This window comes from Pseudomonas purpurea (assembly GCF_039908635.1).
In the GTDB taxonomy this organism is placed as follows: Bacteria; Pseudomonadota; Gammaproteobacteria; order Pseudomonadales; family Pseudomonadaceae; genus Aquipseudomonas; species Aquipseudomonas purpurea.
This window is the reverse complement of record NZ_CP150918.1, coordinates 1,005,644-1,021,086: the sequence shown is the minus strand read 5'-3', so window position 1 is coordinate 1,021,086 and position 15,443 is coordinate 1,005,644. Positions and strand designations below refer to the sequence as shown.

At 57.4% G+C, this 15,443-nt stretch carries 12 protein-coding genes; 8 read left to right on the top strand and 4 right to left on the bottom strand.

Annotated elements, in window-relative coordinates:
• Window positions 1–475: 475 nt before the first annotated feature.
• The 8 genes from AABM54_RS04540 to AABM54_RS04505 all read left to right on the top strand — a co-directional run bounded on the left by AABM54_RS04540 (window position 476) and on the right by AABM54_RS04505 (window position 11,213).
• Window positions 476–2,101 carry an ABC transporter substrate-binding protein gene (locus AABM54_RS04540; RefSeq protein WP_347904078.1) on the top strand — a complete coding sequence of 542 codons (1,626 nt, stop codon included), beginning with the start codon at window positions 476–478 and terminating at the stop codon, window positions 2,099–2,101.
• Between the two features lie 305 nt (window positions 2,102–2,406).
• A complete protein-coding gene (locus tag AABM54_RS04535; protein ID WP_347904076.1) occupies window positions 2,407–4,008 on the top strand; it encodes an ABC transporter substrate-binding protein in 1,602 nt (533 codons plus the stop codon).
• A 170-nt stretch (window positions 4,009–4,178) separates the two neighbouring features.
• Window positions 4,179–5,585: an OprD family porin gene (locus AABM54_RS04530; protein ID WP_347904075.1), complete on the top strand. Its 1,407-nt coding sequence runs from the start codon at window positions 4,179–4,181 to the stop codon at window positions 5,583–5,585.
• Window positions 5,586–5,661: 76 nt separating this feature from the next.
• Window positions 5,662–7,257, top strand: a complete 1,596-nt coding sequence (locus AABM54_RS04525; RefSeq protein ID WP_347904074.1) for an ABC transporter substrate-binding protein — start codon at window positions 5,662–5,664, stop codon at window positions 7,255–7,257.
• Window positions 7,258–7,330: 73 nt separating this feature from the next.
• Entirely contained in the window at window positions 7,331–8,341 is a 1,011-nt protein-coding gene (locus tag AABM54_RS04520; RefSeq protein WP_347904073.1) for an ABC transporter permease subunit, read from the top strand.
• A gap of 10 nt (window positions 8,342–8,351) precedes the next feature.
• Entirely contained in the window at window positions 8,352–9,263 is a 912-nt protein-coding gene (locus tag AABM54_RS04515; protein ID WP_347904071.1) for an ABC transporter permease subunit, read from the top strand.
• 10 nt (window positions 9,264–9,273) lie between these two features.
• Window positions 9,274–10,242, top strand: a complete 969-nt coding sequence (locus AABM54_RS04510) for an ABC transporter ATP-binding protein (protein WP_347904069.1) — start codon at window positions 9,274–9,276, stop codon at window positions 10,240–10,242.
• The gene (locus AABM54_RS04505) at window positions 10,242–11,213 is read left to right on the top strand and encodes a peptide ABC transporter ATP-binding protein (RefSeq protein WP_347904067.1); all 972 of its coding nucleotides are present in this window, start codon (window positions 10,242–10,244) and stop codon (window positions 11,211–11,213) included. Before AABM54_RS04510 ends, AABM54_RS04505 begins: the two co-directional genes overlap by 1 nt.
• A 114-nt stretch (window positions 11,214–11,327) precedes the next feature.
• On the opposite strand, the gene AABM54_RS04500 is transcribed toward AABM54_RS04505, so the two are convergent.
• From AABM54_RS04500 to AABM54_RS04485, 4 genes are all read right to left on the bottom strand, one after another.
• A complete protein-coding gene (locus AABM54_RS04500; protein WP_347904066.1) occupies window positions 11,328–11,585 on the bottom strand; it encodes a hypothetical protein in 258 nt (85 codons plus the stop codon).
• A 184-nt stretch (window positions 11,586–11,769) separates the two neighbouring features.
• Window positions 11,770–12,948 (bottom strand): MFS transporter, encoded by a 1,179-nt coding sequence (locus tag AABM54_RS04495; RefSeq protein WP_347904065.1) that lies wholly within the window; start codon window positions 12,946–12,948, stop codon window positions 11,770–11,772.
• Window positions 12,941–13,993: a hypothetical protein gene (locus AABM54_RS04490; RefSeq protein ID WP_347904063.1), complete on the bottom strand. Its 1,053-nt coding sequence runs from the start codon at window positions 13,991–13,993 to the stop codon at window positions 12,941–12,943. The genes AABM54_RS04495 and AABM54_RS04490 overlap by 8 nt, the downstream gene beginning before the upstream one ends.
• Window positions 13,990–15,375 (bottom strand): DUF6002 family protein, encoded by a 1,386-nt coding sequence (locus tag AABM54_RS04485; protein WP_347904061.1) that lies wholly within the window; start codon window positions 15,373–15,375, stop codon window positions 13,990–13,992. Before AABM54_RS04485 ends, AABM54_RS04490 begins: the two co-directional genes overlap by 4 nt.
• Between the last annotated feature and the right edge of the window lie 68 nt (window positions 15,376–15,443).

The following is a 15,443-nucleotide window of genomic DNA, read 5'->3' as shown; positions in this document are numbered from 1 at the left end:
TGAATATGTGGTTGATGACTGCGCAGTGCGCGTCCAATTCCGGCGCTCGAATACCGGTGCAGATGATCAGCGGTCCGGGTAAATCCTTAAACAACAAGTACCTATTACACCCCTCGCACACTCCACGATGTGCCAGCCACTAAGCTAGGAACTCGCCGACTGCAAGACAAGCCCATTCGGCCTGACGCGCGTCCAGAAAACAGGTCTGAATAAGTAACACCCACGCCCCAACCGAGTGCGTTAGACGCTCCGGTCGCCCCTCTACGGTGCGTCGCTTGCACCGAAAAAAACCTCCGCAAACGGTCAAATGCGTCAAGTTTTATACATATGCGACATTAAGGTACGTTCGTGCCACTGTTTAAGGCTTGTAGCCGCTCTGGATCTTGCATTGGGTATGGGGCCTGCATAAGTATCCGCAGGTCGACTCACGAGGTCGCCCTCTAATTCCAAAAATGACAACAATCATGAGGCCAACATGCTTAAACACGCGGTCATTCCGTTTTTAGTCGGCGCAAGCTTGTTAGCTAGCGCACCTTTCGCCGTCGCTGCGACTAACCTGGTGTTTTGCTCCGAAGGGAGTCCGGCCGGTTTCGACCCAGGCCAGTACACCACCGGAACCGACTTCGACGCCTCAGCAGAAACCATGTTCAACCGTCTGAGCCAGTTCGAACGAGGCGGCACCGCCGTTGTTCCTGGCCTGGCCACCAGCTGGGACATTTCCCCGGATGGCCTGACTTACACCTTCCATCTGCGCGATGGGGTGAAGTTCCACACCACGTCTTATTTCACGCCGACCCGTAACTTCAACGCCGATGACGTGCTGTTCACCTTCAACCGCATGATCGACAAAGACATGCCGTTCCGCAAAGCCTACCCCACCGAGTTCCCGTACTTCACGGACATGGGGATGGACACCAACATCAAGCAAATCGAAAAAATCGACGACAAGACCGTCAAGTTCACTCTGGGCACGGTAGACGCCGCGTTCATCCAGAACCTGGCCATGAGCTTCGCCTCTATTCAGTCCGCCGAGTACGCCGACAAGCTGCTCAAGGAAGGCAAGCCGGGCGACATCAACCAGAAGCCGATCGGCACTGGTCCGTTTGTGTTCAAGAGCTACCAGAAAGACTCCAACATCCGCTACACCGGCAACAAGGATTACTGGAAGCCTGAAGACGTGAAGATCGACAACCTGATCTTCGCCATCACCACCGACCCGTCGGTACGTATCCAGAAGCTGAAAAAAGACGAGTGCCAGGTCACCCTCTTCCCGCGTCCGGCCGACCTCAAGGCCCTGGGTGAAGACAAGAACCTGAAACTGCCGCATCAGGCCGGTTTCAACCTCGGCTACATCGCCTACAACGTCATGCCTGTGCTCAAGGGCCGCACCGACGCCAACCCGTTGGCCAAGCTCGAAGTGCGCCAGGCGCTGGACATGGCGGTGAACAAGCAGCAAATCATCGACTCGGTTTACCAAGGTGCTGGCCAACTGGCCGTCAACGCCATGCCCCCGACCCAATGGTCTTACGACACCACCATCAAGGACGCCAAGTACGACCCTGAGAAGGCCAAGGAGCTGCTGAAAAAAGCCGACGTCAAACCCGGCACCGAAATCACCCTGTGGGCCATGCCGGTTCAGCGTCCGTACAACCCCAACGCCAAGCTGATGGCCGAGATGCTGCAATCGGACTGGGCGAAGATTGGCCTCAAGGTCAATATCGTCAGCTACGAATGGGGCGAGTACATCAAGCGTTCCAAGGGCGGCGAGAACCAGGCAATGATCATTGGCTGGAGCGGCGACAATGGTGACCCGGACAACTGGCTCAACGTGCTGTTCGGTTGCGACTCCCTGAGCGGCAACAACTTCTCCAAATGGTGCGACAAGCCGTACGACACCATCATCAAGGAAGCCAAAGCCACCACGGACGTTGGCAAACGCACCGAGCTGTACAAGCAGGCGCAACACCTCCTCAAAGATGCCGTCCCGATGACACCTATCGCTCACTCGACGGTGTATCAACCCATGCGCAACACCGTGCAGGACTTCAAGATCAGCCCGTTTGGTCTGAACTCCTTCTACGGCGTCAGCGTCAGCAAATAAGGTGTAGCAACGGCGGCGTTTTTTTAACGGCGCCGTTGCTTTATCTGCCAGGACCGCAGGAACTCGCGTACCTCGAACCTACTGCATAACACTGCAGCGGTATCAGGACGTGTTGCCTTTTCCTACGTGTCTTTCAGGCCCTACGCATTTACTGCCCCACCTTCGGCTCATACCGTCTAGGCGCGGTAAACCTGCGATCCGGGCTGGCGTTTGCTGCACGTGATGGTTTGAACTCAGCGAGGCCTGCACGTCCCCGGACGGGACGATGCCCCCGCTGCAATCAATAAAAAAAGAGAGGGAGCGTCATGCGTCATACCTTGGTTTTATCCGCATTGCTGGGTACCGGCCTGTTGGCCGCCACCTCCATCAGCCAGGCCGCCAACAACAGCCTGGTGTTTTGCTCTGAAGGCAGCCCGGCCGGCTTTGACACCGCGCAGTACACCACGGCGACCGACAACGATGCCGCGGAGCCGCTGTACAACCGACTGGCCGAGTTCGAAAAAGGCGCGACCACTGTCGTACCTGGTCTGGCGACGAGATGGGATATTTCCGAAGATGGCCTCACGTACACCTTCCACCTGCGCGAAGGGGTGAAGTTCCACACCACCAAGTACTTCACGCCGAGCCGCGATTTCAACGCCGACGATGTGCTGTTCACCTTCAATCGCATGCTCGACTCCGAGCACCCTTTCCGCAAGGCTTACCCCACCGAGTTCCCGTACTTCACCGGGATGAGCCTGAACAAAAACATCGCGAAGGTCGAAAAGACCGGGCCGCTGACCGTGGTCATGACGCTCAACAGCGTCGACGCCGCGTTCATCCAGAACATCGCCATGAGCTTCGCCGCGATCCTTTCGGCCGAGTACGCCGACCAGTTGCTCAAGTCCGGCAAGCCGAGCGAGATCAACCAGAAGCCGATCGGTACCGGGCCTTTCGTGTTCCAGCGCTACCAGAAAGACTCGCAGATCCGTTACGCCGGCAACAAACAGTACTGGGACCCGAGCCGCGTCAAGCTCGACCAACTGATTTTTGCCATCAACACCGACGCCTCCGTCCGCGTGCAAAAACTCAAGGCCGGCGAATGCCAGATTACCCTGCACCCGCGCCCGGCCGACGTTGAAGCGTTGAAGAACGACCCGAAACTCAAACTCATCGAAAAGCCGGGGTTCAACCTTGGCTACATCGCCTATAACGTGCGGCACAAACCCTTCGACCAGCTCGAAGTGCGCCAGGCACTGGACATGGCGGTGAACAAGCAGGGCATCCTCAACGCCGTGTACCAGGGCGCCGGTCAACTGGCGGTCAACGCCATGCCGCCAACGCAATGGTCCTACGACGAAACCATCAAGGACACCGCCTACAACCCGGAAAAAGCCAAGGAATTGCTCAAGGCTGCCGGGGTCAAGGAAGGCACTGAAATTACCCTCTGGGCCATGCCGGTCCAGCGTCCATACAACCCGAACGCTAAACTGATGGCCGAGATGCTCCAGGCTGACTGGGCCAAGATCGGCCTGAAAGTGAAGATCGTCAGCTACGAATGGGGCGAATACATCAAGCGCACCAAGAATGGCGAGCACGACATCAGCCTGATCGGTTGGACCGGCGACAACGGGGACCCGGACAACTGGCTCGGCACGCTGTACAGCTGCGACGCGATTGGCGGCAACAACTACTCCATGTGGTGTGACCCGCAATACGACAAGCTGATCAAGCAAGCCAAGGTTGTCACCGACCGTGATCAACGCACGGTGCTTTACAAACAGGCGCAGCAATTGCTCAAGCAGCAAGTGCCGATCACGCCTGTCGCCCACTCGACGGTCAACCAGCCGTTGAGCGCCAAAGTCGAAGGATTCAAGGTCAGTCCCTTCGGCCGTAACGTTTTCTCGGGTGTCGGCATAGACCAGTAACCGTTTAGCCAAACCGCTGGGGGCGTTTCTCGCCCTCACGCAAACGTGTCGCCTGAAATCGGCAATCGTGCTCCCGGCAAACGTTTGCGGTGCTTTGAATGAGTTCCAAACCGATAGCCGGATCACCAAAAAAGACCGGCACTAAAAAAAGAAAGAAAGGAGCTTCACCCATGAAACTGAGCAGCACCGCATTATTGGCTTTAGCCATCAGTAGCATTACGGCCACCGCGTACGCCGAGAACGTCAGCCAGGACTTCGTTCCGACCGGCCTGAACACCACCAACGCCCAGGCCGAAGCCAAGGGGTTTGTCGAGGGTCAGAGCCTGGGGGGCACGACGCGTAACTGGTACTCCAACGAAATGAAGCGACGTGATAGCCGCTTCAGCTACAAGAAAGAAAAGACCGACAAAAACCCGACCAAGGTCTCTCGTCGTTACAACTGGACGCAAGGCACCATCCTCAACTACACCTCCGGTTTTACCGAAGGCACCGTGGGTGTGAGCACCGAAGTCGCGGCCTACAATGAAATTGCCCTGATCCGCGACCAGGAAGACATCGCCGGCGGCTCCAACCGTACACTCGCCGATGGTGGCAAGGATGCTGTGGGCCAGTGGAGCAAACTGGGCCTGGCCAACGTCAAGTTCCGCGTATCGAACACCACCCTGACCGCCGGTCGCCAGAACTACAGCACCCCGATTGTCGATGTCATCGGCAACCGTGCGCTGCCTTCGAGCTTTGAAGGGGTGAGCCTGCACAGTGAAGAATTGAACAACCTGTCATTCGACGCAGGCGTCTTCGACCGTGTCTCGCCACGTACCGAGCAAAGCCTGGCGAAGTTCCGCTCCGAGTACGCCAGCAACAAAACCGAAGCCGACAAAGTCAGCATCGTGGGCCTGGCCTATCAGCCGTTCAAAAGCCTGAAAACCAGCCTGTACGGCTCCCAGGTCGAAGACTTGTGGAACCAGTACTACTTCGGCGCCACCCACGAACTGGGCGACAGCTCGGTCCTGAGCCTGACCACCGGCCTGAACTATTACAAAACGGTCGATACCGGCAAGAAACTGATGGGCGACATCGACAACGATACCTACTCCCTGTCGTTCGGCCTGACTCACCAGGCTCACAGCCTGACCTTCTCGTACCAGGAAGTGAACGGTAACGAGTACTTCGACTACCTGCACGAAACCAACGGCATCTACCTGGCCAACTCCCTGTTGTCCGACTTCAACGGCCCGAACGAAAAATCGTTCCAGATCGCCTACGGTCTGAACATGGCCGAGTACGGCGTGCCAGGCCTGAAGTTCAACATCTACCAGGCTCGCGGCTGGGGCATCGACGGTACTCACTACACCGGCAACCGCGGTGTAGAAGGTAAAGGCTACGACGGTATCCAGACGCAGAACGGTGAAAGCCACTATGAATACGGCATCGGGACTGCCTACGCAGTTCAAAGCGGTCCGCTGAAAGCCACCACGATTCGCGCGACCTACACCGCACACCGCGCTTCCAAAGAACAGTCTGACGGCAGCATCAACGAATTCCGTCTGGTTACCACCATTCCATTCAACATTCTTTAAGCACCAGGTGAACGGCTGATTCATGAGGAATCAGCCGTTCAGCATTTCTGGTTCAACCGATTGCAGGGGGTTCTTGATGAAAATGCTTCCTTTACGAGCGGCCATCGCCGCCGCGCTGCTGAGTGTCGCCGTTGGCGCCTCGGCCAAACCCTTGGTGGTCTGTACCGAAGCCAGCCCGGAAGGCTTCGATATGGTCCAGTACACGACTGCAGTCACAGCCGATGCGGTGGCCGAAACTATCTTCAATCGCCTGGTGGACTTCAAGCCCGGCACCACCGAAGTGGTCCCTGCACTGGCCGAGTCCTGGGACATCAGCCCGGACGCCCTGACCTACACGTTCCATTTGCGCAAAGGCGTCAAGTTCCACACCACCGATTATTTCAAGCCGACCCGCGACCTGAATGCCGACGACGTGGTCTGGAGTTTCCAGCGTCAGCTGGACCCGAAACACCCCTGGCATGACAAGTCCAGCGTGGGCTTCCCGTACTTTGAAAGCATGGGCTTCAAGGAACTGCTCAAAAGCGTCGAGAAAGTCGACGAGCACACCGTGAGGTTCACCCTGACCCGTCCCGAGGCGCCGTTCCTGCCCGACGTGGCCATGGCGTTCGCCTCGATCTACCCGGCCGAATACGCCGACCAGTTGCTCAAGGCCAACAAGACCGCCGACCTCAACAACAAACCTGTCGGCACTGGCCCGTTTGTGTTCCAGCGCTACGCCAAGGACGCCCAGGTTCGCTTCAAAGCCAACACCGACTACTTCCGCGGTGCACCACCGAGCGAAGTACTGATTCTGGCCATCGCTATCGACAACAACGTGCGCCAGCAGAAACTCAAGGCCAACGAGTGCCAGATCGCCCTCTATCCAAAACCCGATGACATCCCCAACCTCAAGGCTGATCCCAACCTGAAGGTCGAGGAAATCGAGGCGATGACCACCTCGTACACCGCGCTCAACACCACCCGCAAATACATGAGCGATGTACGTGTGCGCCAGGCGATTGAAATCGCCTTCGACAAGCGGGCCTACGTCAACGCGCTGTTCGGCAAGGGCAATGCCAGCGTCGCCGTCAACCCATACCCGCCAACCCTGTTGGGTTACAACCACGCATTGCAGAACCCGCCTCACGACCTGGACAAGGCCCGCGCCCTGCTCAAGGAAGCCGGCGTACCGGAAGGCACGGTGCTCACCCTGTTCACCCGTAACGGCGGCGGCCCGACCAACCCGAACCCGATGCTCGGCGCACAAATGATGCAGGCGGACCTGGCCAAGGTCGGGATCAAGGTCGACATCCGCGTGATGGAATGGGGCGAAATGCTCAAGCGCGCGAAGAACGGCGAGCACGATATGGTCTCGGCCGGATGGGCGGGAGATAACGGGGACCCGGACAACTTCCTGACGCCTATGCTCAGTTGTGAGGCCGCCAAGAACGGCGAAAATTACGCGCGCTGGTGCAACGAGAAGTTCCAGGCATTGATCGACCAGGCGCGTGCAAAAACCGACCCGGTCGAACGTGCAGCGCTCTATGAGCAGGCCCAGGCGATTTTCCACCAGGACCAGCCATGGATCAGCATCGCGCACACGCGTATGTTTACGGCCATGCGCAACAACGTCGAGGGTTATCACATTAGCCCCCTGACCACTAACAACTTCGCTACGACCAAAGTGAAGTAGATAAGAAACGCCCGGCAACGTTGACCCCAACGCTGCCGGGAACGCCTAACCGGCTGATGAGGTACACCTGAAGATGTTTAGTTTTATTGCCCGCCGATTGGGACTGTTGATCCCCACGTTCTTCGGCATCACCTTGCTGACTTTCGCGTTGATTCGCATGATCCCTGGCGACCCCGTGGAAGTAATGATGGGCGAACGTCGGGTCGACCCCGAAATGCACGCCCAGGCAATGGAACGCCTTGGTTTGAACAAACCGCTGTATGCCCAATACCTGGACTACATCGGCAAACTGGCGCACGGCGACCTGGGTGAATCCCTGCGAACCCGTGAAAGTGTGTGGAGCGAGTTCACATCCCTGTTCCCTGCGACCCTGGAACTGTCCATGGCTGCCCTGCTGTTCGCCGGCGTTCTCGGGCTCCTGGCCGGGGTGATCGCGGCGCTGAAGCGAGGGTCCCTGTTCGACCATGGCGTGATGGGCATCTCCCTTGCCGGGTATTCGATGCCGATCTTCTGGTGGGGCCTGATCCTCATCATGTTCTTCTCGGTTTCCCTGGGCTGGACCCCGGTTTCCGGGCGGATCGACCTGCTCTACGACATCGAGCCGAGAACCGGCTTCATGCTCGTCGACACCCTGTTGGCCGATGACACCGGTGCGTTCTTCGACGCCCTGCATCACCTGATCCTCCCGGCCATCGTGCTCGGTACCATCCCGTTGGCGGTGATCGCCCGGATGACCCGCTCCTCGATGCTTGAAGTACTGCGTGAAGACTATATCCGCACCGCCCGGGCCAAAGGCCTGTCGCCGGCGCGCGTGGTGTTCGTTCACGGCCTGCGCAACGCCTTGATCCCAGTGCTGACCGTGGTTGGCCTGCAAGTCGGCACATTGCTGGCTGGCGCGGTCCTGACCGAAACCATCTTCTCGTGGCCCGGCATTGGCAAATGGCTGATCGAAGCCATTGGCGCCCGGGACTATCCCGTGGTGCAAAACGGCATCCTGCTGATCGCCTGCCTGGTGATTCTGGTCAACTTTGTAGTGGATATTCTTTATGGCTTCGCAAACCCACGCATCCGTCACCAGCGCTGAGACCCTACGAATGAGTACTCCAACAACCTCCGTAGCAGTCGACACCAGCCTGCTTTATCCATCGCCCTACAAAGAGTTCTGGCAAGCGTTCTCCAAGAACAAGGGCGCCGTCGCCGGCCTGATGTTCATGACGCTGGTGGTCTTCTGCGCGATCTTCGCGCCCTGGGTTGCCCCACATAACCCGAGCGAGCAGTACCGCGATTTCCTGCTGACGCCTCCGGCCTGGCTGGAAGGCGGGCAGATGCAGTTCCTGCTGGGCACCGATGAACTGGGTCGCGACCTGCTGTCGCGCCTGATCCAGGGTTCGCGCCTGTCCTTGCTGATCGGCCTGTCGTCGGTGGTCATGTCGTTGATCCCTGGGATCCTGATGGGCCTGCTGGCCGGGTTCTTCCCGCGCGTGCTCGGCCCAACCATCATGCGCCTGATGGATATCATGCTGGCCCTGCCGTCCCTGCTGCTGGCCGTGGCGATTGTCGCCATCCTCGGCCCTGGCCTGATCAACACCGTGATCGCCATCGCCATCGTGTCCCTGCCGTCCTATGTTCGTCTGACCCGCGCCGCGGTGATGGGTGAACTGAACCGCGACTACGTGACCGCTGCACGCCTGGCCGGTGCCGGCCTGCCGCGCCTGATGTTCATCACTGTGCTACCCAACTGCATGGCGCCGCTGATCGTTCAGGCCACCCTGAGTTTCTCCTCGGCAATTCTCGACGCCGCGGCACTGGGCTTCCTCGGCCTTGGCGTACAACCGCCAACCCCGGAGTGGGGCACCATGCTGGCTTCGGCTCGCGACTACATCGAACGCGCCTGGTGGGTGGTGAGTCTGCCTGGCCTGACCATTTTGCTCAGCGTGCTGGCAATCAACCTGATGGGCGACGGCCTGCGCGATGCGCTGGACCCGAAACTCAAGAACGCCGCCTGAGGAGATTCCCATGTCACTGCTAGAAATCAAGAATCTCAACGTTCGCTTCGGCGACGCCACCGCCGTTCCCGTGGTCGATGGCCTGGACCTGACCGTGGACAAGGGCGAAGTCCTGGCCATCGTGGGCGAGTCGGGGTCCGGCAAGTCCGTGACCATGATGGCGCTGATGGGCCTGATCGAGCATCCCGGCATCGTCACCGCTGACTCCCTCAGCTTCGACGGCAAGGACATGCTCAAGCTCAATGCGCGCCAGCGTCGCCGGATTGTCGGCAAAGACCTGGCCATGGTCTTCCAGGACCCGATGACCGCGCTGAACCCAAGCTACACCGTCGGCTTCCAGATTGAAGAAGTGCTGCGCCTGCACCTGAAAATGTCCGGTAAAGCCGCTCGCAAACGCGCCATCGAACTGCTGGAAAAAGTCGAAATACCGGGCGCCGCGAGCCGCATGGACGCCTACCCGCACCAGCTCTCCGGCGGTATGAGCCAGCGTGTGGCGATTGCCATGGCGATTGCCGGTGAACCGAAACTGCTGATCGCCGACGAACCGACCACCGCGTTGGACGTGACGATTCAGGCGCAGATCATGGACCTGCTGCTCGCCCTGCAAAAAGAGCAGAACATGGGCCTGGTGCTGATCACCCACGACCTCGCGGTCGTGGCGGAAACCGCCCAGCGCGTATGCGTGATGTACGCAGGCCAAGCAGTAGAAGTCGGTCAGGTGCCGCAGTTGTTCGACATTCCGGCGCACCCGTACAGCGAAGCATTGCTCAAGGCCATTCCGGAACACAGCCTGGGTTCATCACGCCTGGCCACGCTGCCGGGCATCGTTCCCGGCCGCTATGACCGTCCGCAAGGTTGCCTGCTGTCCCCACGCTGCCCGTATGTGCAGGACAGCTGCCGTCAACAACGTCCAGGCCTGGACCCGAAAAGCGCCAGCCTCGCCCGCTGCTTCTATCCTTTGAATCAGGAGGTGGCGTAATGGCCGTCGTTCTCACCGCCCGTGACCTGACCCGTCACTACGAAGTCTCCCGCGGCCTGTTCAAAGGCACCGCACTGGTTCGCGCCCTCAACGGCGTGTCGTTCGAACTCGAAGCCGGCAAGACCCTCGCAGTCGTAGGCGAATCCGGCTGCGGCAAGTCCACCCTCGCCCGCGCCCTGACGCTGATCGAAGAACCATCCTCGGGCTCGCTCAAAATCGCTGGGCAAGAAGTCACTGGCGCCAACAAGGCCGAACGCAAGCAACTGCGCAAAGACGTGCAGATGGTGTTCCAGAGCCCTTATGCGTCGCTCAACCCACGGCAGAAAATCGGTGATCAGCTTGCCGAGCCATTACTGATCAACACCAAGCTGTCTGCGGCCGAACGCCGTGAAAAAGTCCAGGCGATGATGAAGCAGGTGGGTCTGCGGCCTGAGCACTACCAGCGCTACCCGCACATGTTCTCCGGCGGTCAGCGCCAGCGGATCGCCCTGGCTCGGGCGATGATGCTGCAACCCAAAGTGCTGGTCGCGGACGAACCGACGTCGGCGCTGGACGTGTCGATCCAGGCGCAGGTACTGAACCTGTTCATGGACCTGCAGCAGGAATTCAACACCGCCTACGTGTTCATCTCCCACAACCTGGCGGTGGTGCGTCACGTCGCCGACCAGGTACTGGTGATGTACCTCGGCCGCCCGGTGGAAATGGGCCCGAAAGAGGACATCTACACCCGTCCTCTGCACCCGTACACCCAGGCCCTGCTGTCGGCCACGCCGACGATCCATCCGGACCCGACCAAGCCGAAAATCAAGATCGTCGGCGAGTTGCCCAACCCGCTGAACCCGCCATCCGGCTGTGCGTTCCACAAGCGCTGCCCGTACGCCACCGAACGGTGCAGCAAAGAAGAGCCAGCCCTGCGCCTGCTCGACACCCGTCAAGTGGCCTGTCACTACGCGGAGCAGTTCCTCGTATAAACCAGGCATGAAAAAGCGCCCCTCGGGGCGCCTTCAATGTGTTCACCAAACCCCTCCTCAGGATTGCGCATCAGTCTTGCTGGAGGGGTTTTCTTTTACCTGCATCATGACCGCTCAGCCCTGGCTATCGCCTTCGTCATCCGTATCAGGCTCATCGGTTGTCGAGTCGTCATCACCTTTGCTACCACCCTGCCCTTCGTCTCCGGGTTCCGATTCCGATTTGGCGATCATCAGACCACTGCCCTGCACGTGACCGGACGCCACAAAACCTGGCGCCTGCACAGGCGAACTGCTGGCCCATGCCGCCGAAGTCCCCAGCGATAGCATCACCAGGACTTTGAGGAGCAATACAATGCGTTGGAAAATGCTCATAGCCGATTTCATCCTTTCGTAGGTGAATCATGAGTGGCCACAGACCGTTTTCCCAACGACCGTAGCGCTGTCTGAAATCTAGTCTGGATAGACCGGATTCTCCAGATAGGACGCTAACGAAGCGCATTAAATGCCCTTTGCCAAAAGACCGGTTTGGACTAATGACTATCGCGAGCGGTTATTTTCAGGACGGAACAGAGCGATAGACCAGCGGTATCGACAACATGGCCAGTATCGCGCAGCCAAACCAGACGCTGTGACCACCAAAATAACCGTAGAGTTGGCCACCGAGCGTTGGAGAGACCAGCACACTGGCGCTCCAGCACATGGAGAAAAGTCCAAAGTAGTGCCCGCTCCTCCCCGTTTGCGCACGCTGCATAACCAGTACGTTAAGGGTTGGCATGAACAGAATCTCGCCAATCGTCCAAATCACTGTCGACAGACAGACATAAAACACCCCGGAGCCAAAAGGTAGCATTCCGAGCCCACAAGCCAACAAAAGGCTACCTGCCAGCAGTTGCCAACGCGCACCCCAGCGTTCACACCAATGAGATAAAGGAATTTGCAGAACCACCACTAACAGGGCATTGAGCGCAAATTGCCATCCAATGATCTCAGCGCCCAGTTGGTAGTAATCAAGCAAGTAGTTACCCAGCATGCTGTACACCGGTTCAAAGGCAAGACCGAGCAAAACGCTGGCTGCCAACAACCAAAGAAAGGCTCTGTCGTTATACGGTGTACGTCCCCCCGTATCAGGACACTCATCCAGCGGCTGGACCTCTCGATGGAGTGTCGCCCCAACAAACCAGATCAACGCTGAAAGTGTCATGGCCGCACTGGCAAAAAACACCCAACGAAAATCCACCTGTGCCAGGACGCCCCCCATCACACCTGCCACCGCCATACCCAGATTACTGGCAACACGGTTCAATGATTGCGTGCGAGCACGCTGTGAAACCTGGCAATACTCCATGATCAAACGCTGATGTAACGTACGAATCGCTCCATCGAGTAAACCACTAAACAGCAATAGCCCCGCCAGCACAGACAGGGTCGTGACCAACCCTAATGCAATCAATACCCATGCAGATACAAAGAACAGTGCAGACGTGAGCCGTGACGAAGACACATGGTCGCTTAACAGGCCACCGCCCATGGAGCCGATCAATAACCCTGCGCCATACCCCGACAACAACCAACCGACGGTTTCGATTGGCAGCCCTAGCGCCTGGCGCAGATACAACGCCATGAACAATTTGACCATGGCACTCAATCGACTGATGAAAATCAGTGCGGCAAGCACCCAGGCCATTGGGCAGAAGTACGTATACAGCCGGGCAAAAGGGGCGAACCACCTAGTCATGCAAATGATCCAGGTTATGGCACACCCTGCTGTCTATACCCTTGGAGGCGAAAGGAATATCAGAGCGGACGGCATGCTTTGCATCGAAAAAATACTGTGCCTGTAAGCCACCCTCTTCATCCTCTCCAAGAAGTGGGTTGTTAATCAGGAATTGCCTGGTAGAAGCGCTAAGCGCTTGCACCCGAATCAATAACCGCCAGTGACCAAATGCATTGTCCGGAATAACTGCTCGGGTGCCAAAACGCTTCTTGTACTGGAAAGTACCTTTGCTCAGAAACGGCTCACACCCCTGGAAGTCAACACGATTGATCGACGGCTGAGTAGCCGCCCATTCGAGGATTGAGTGGTAGACATAGTTCTGCGCCCCATTGTCGCGATAAATCGCCGCACCACTTTTCACACCGATCAACCGAGCGTTCAGCGTGCGGGTAGACTCCTCAATATGAGAAACACTCCCCGCCACCCACTCATCCCCCTGATACACGCGAAACAGAACCCCACGCTTGAACAACGCCTGATACGCCTCCTGCTCTTGCACACTTCGGGCAAATCGACCATAGCGAGCATTCATCGTTGGGGCATGCATAGCACGATAGAAGTAGTAGAAGTCTTCGTCTTCAAACGAAACATCGAAGTGAAAACCTTGCTCAACGGACAGAACCCGACGCTTGTTTTCACGCTGGGAGAGCTGGCTCAGCACGTATTCCCACCCACAGGAAACATCAACCTCCTGATGAATGCGACTTACACCTACGATATCGCCAGACTGATAGCACTGCCGGAGAGTGTCACAAGGCGCCATCAAGAAAGTCATGTCAACTTGAGCCTGCTGCAGAAAGGCCCCCAGTTGAGTTAACTCCAAAGTTCCTTCCTGCTCGACACTTGAACGCTCGAAAAAGCACTGTTCCACAAAGGGTGCGATGTAGGTCAGGCCCTCTTTCACTCCCAGATAGATAATGCTTGCTGGTTCTCCGGCTTTGGAGCATCCACGAGACATACGAAAATGAAACAGTGCCTTCTGCGCCACGACGAGATCAGCCTTCATGGAGAACGAGGCGTACGAAGGTTTTCCATCATTTCTTCAGCTGTGCCAATGTAAACCAACCCCTCAGCAGGAACAGGCTCATAGTCGTTCAGGCCATAGGAGCCCGAAGCGTGAATAGTGCATCCATCCATCCCATCCAACAGTTGGCGGTCGATTGCATTCAGGCAACCGGTCATTGCCATAACCAATGACCACTCTTTCAGATCCCGAGGATCGCTGGGCAACTTCACTGGCGTATCAGCCAACAATTGGGCACATTCGCTGTAGCGCTGCATACATTCATAAAGCGAAACAACGATCCCCGAACCGCCATTGGCCTTGACCTGCTCAGTCATTTCCACTGCTGTGGGCGGTAGATGGGTATAGAACGTTGGCTCAAGCACTTCATCCGGACTCCATGTGGTCTCTGGGAAGTGCGGTGATTCAGATTGAACCCATAAACCGTTCGATGCCTGGGTATAAGCCGGGGTAGAAACACCCTCGAAATTTCCATCGAGCAGGTGCAAAACCATGTCACTGGTCGACAGATGCTGAACCAGCAGGAAGGAAGGCGTGGATACCTGCTGTTTGTGCTTTTTCAATACCTCTACACCTGAGCAGTAGCCCAAAAGACCATAGGCACTGGAAACTGCATGGACATGTACGGTTCGGCGGTCAGAATCCCAGGCATCGCCATATTCGAAGTCAAAAAATGCCCGAGCCTGATCAGAAAAGCGGTAGTTCTCGAGTCGCAGCGAATGCCACAGTTTCAGTTCGTTGAGAGGGCTTTGGTTGAAGAGTTTTTTAAACTGCTGCCCAATGACCTTTACGGCCTCTGGCGACATCGTATCAAGAACAAAAATGGGGTTCAGGATGCGCAAGCGAGGATCATCATAAAGCTCGGTTTTGCGTAATTTCCCAATCGTTTGGGCCGGTGTCAGCGTGACAATGCGCAATTGCTCCGGATGAACCAACCTGGCTTTCAGTGCACGTAACACCGCGTCACGCAGTGCAATGGCCTTATTACCGGAAGAGGGAGAAAACAACAGGATGGAGTCGCCCGTCTCCTGGATATGACGAACAGCTCTCGCAACGATCAGCGTCGAGGCGAACGTCTTGGTCGTTTGGGTATTGGCGTTTTGCCGCAGGTCCAACAAACGCAGCGGCATCCCGCGGTACGTTCCCATCTCGAAAAATTGCGCAGTGGCGACAGAAAGAAATTCACGCATGCGACCGTCCAGTTCCGGTAACCGCATGGACGGTTCGAACTCATCATCCGAACTACTGATTTCAAAGTCACCCGCACTGCTGACAATCAAGTCGTAGTAGCGCTCAATGACAGGAATAGCAGTGGAGGACGATTGTCTTGCCTGCATTGCAACGTTGGCTTTTACCATATCCATTGTGCCGACTCCTTATGCTCGTGGGCCGTCGCAGCACCTGCGATTTACTCACTTGAAGCTAGCTATCA

Coding starts and splice junctions, on each gene's coding strand:
- AABM54_RS04485 (WP_347904061.1), bottom strand. CDS start 15,375: ATGGATATGGTAAAAGCCAACGTTGCAATGCAGGCAAGACAATCGTCC.
- AABM54_RS04495 (WP_347904065.1), bottom strand. CDS start 12,948: ATGACTAGGTGGTTCGCCCCTTTTGCCCGGCTGTATACGTACTTCTGC.
- AABM54_RS04515 (WP_347904071.1), top strand. CDS start 8,352: ATGAGTACTCCAACAACCTCCGTAGCAGTCGACACCAGCCTGCTTTAT.
- AABM54_RS04500 (WP_347904066.1), bottom strand. CDS start 11,585: ATGAGCATTTTCCAACGCATTGTATTGCTCCTCAAAGTCCTGGTGATG.
- AABM54_RS04525 (WP_347904074.1), top strand. CDS start 5,662: ATGAAAATGCTTCCTTTACGAGCGGCCATCGCCGCCGCGCTGCTGAGT.
- AABM54_RS04510 (WP_347904069.1), top strand. CDS start 9,274: ATGTCACTGCTAGAAATCAAGAATCTCAACGTTCGCTTCGGCGACGCC.
- AABM54_RS04540 (WP_347904078.1), top strand. CDS start 476: ATGCTTAAACACGCGGTCATTCCGTTTTTAGTCGGCGCAAGCTTGTTA.
- AABM54_RS04520 (WP_347904073.1), top strand. CDS start 7,331: ATGTTTAGTTTTATTGCCCGCCGATTGGGACTGTTGATCCCCACGTTC.
- AABM54_RS04535 (WP_347904076.1), top strand. CDS start 2,407: ATGCGTCATACCTTGGTTTTATCCGCATTGCTGGGTACCGGCCTGTTG.
- AABM54_RS04490 (WP_347904063.1), bottom strand. CDS start 13,993: ATGAAGGCTGATCTCGTCGTGGCGCAGAAGGCACTGTTTCATTTTCGT.
- AABM54_RS04530 (WP_347904075.1), top strand. CDS start 4,179: ATGAAACTGAGCAGCACCGCATTATTGGCTTTAGCCATCAGTAGCATT.
- AABM54_RS04505 (WP_347904067.1), top strand. CDS start 10,242: ATGGCCGTCGTTCTCACCGCCCGTGACCTGACCCGTCACTACGAAGTC.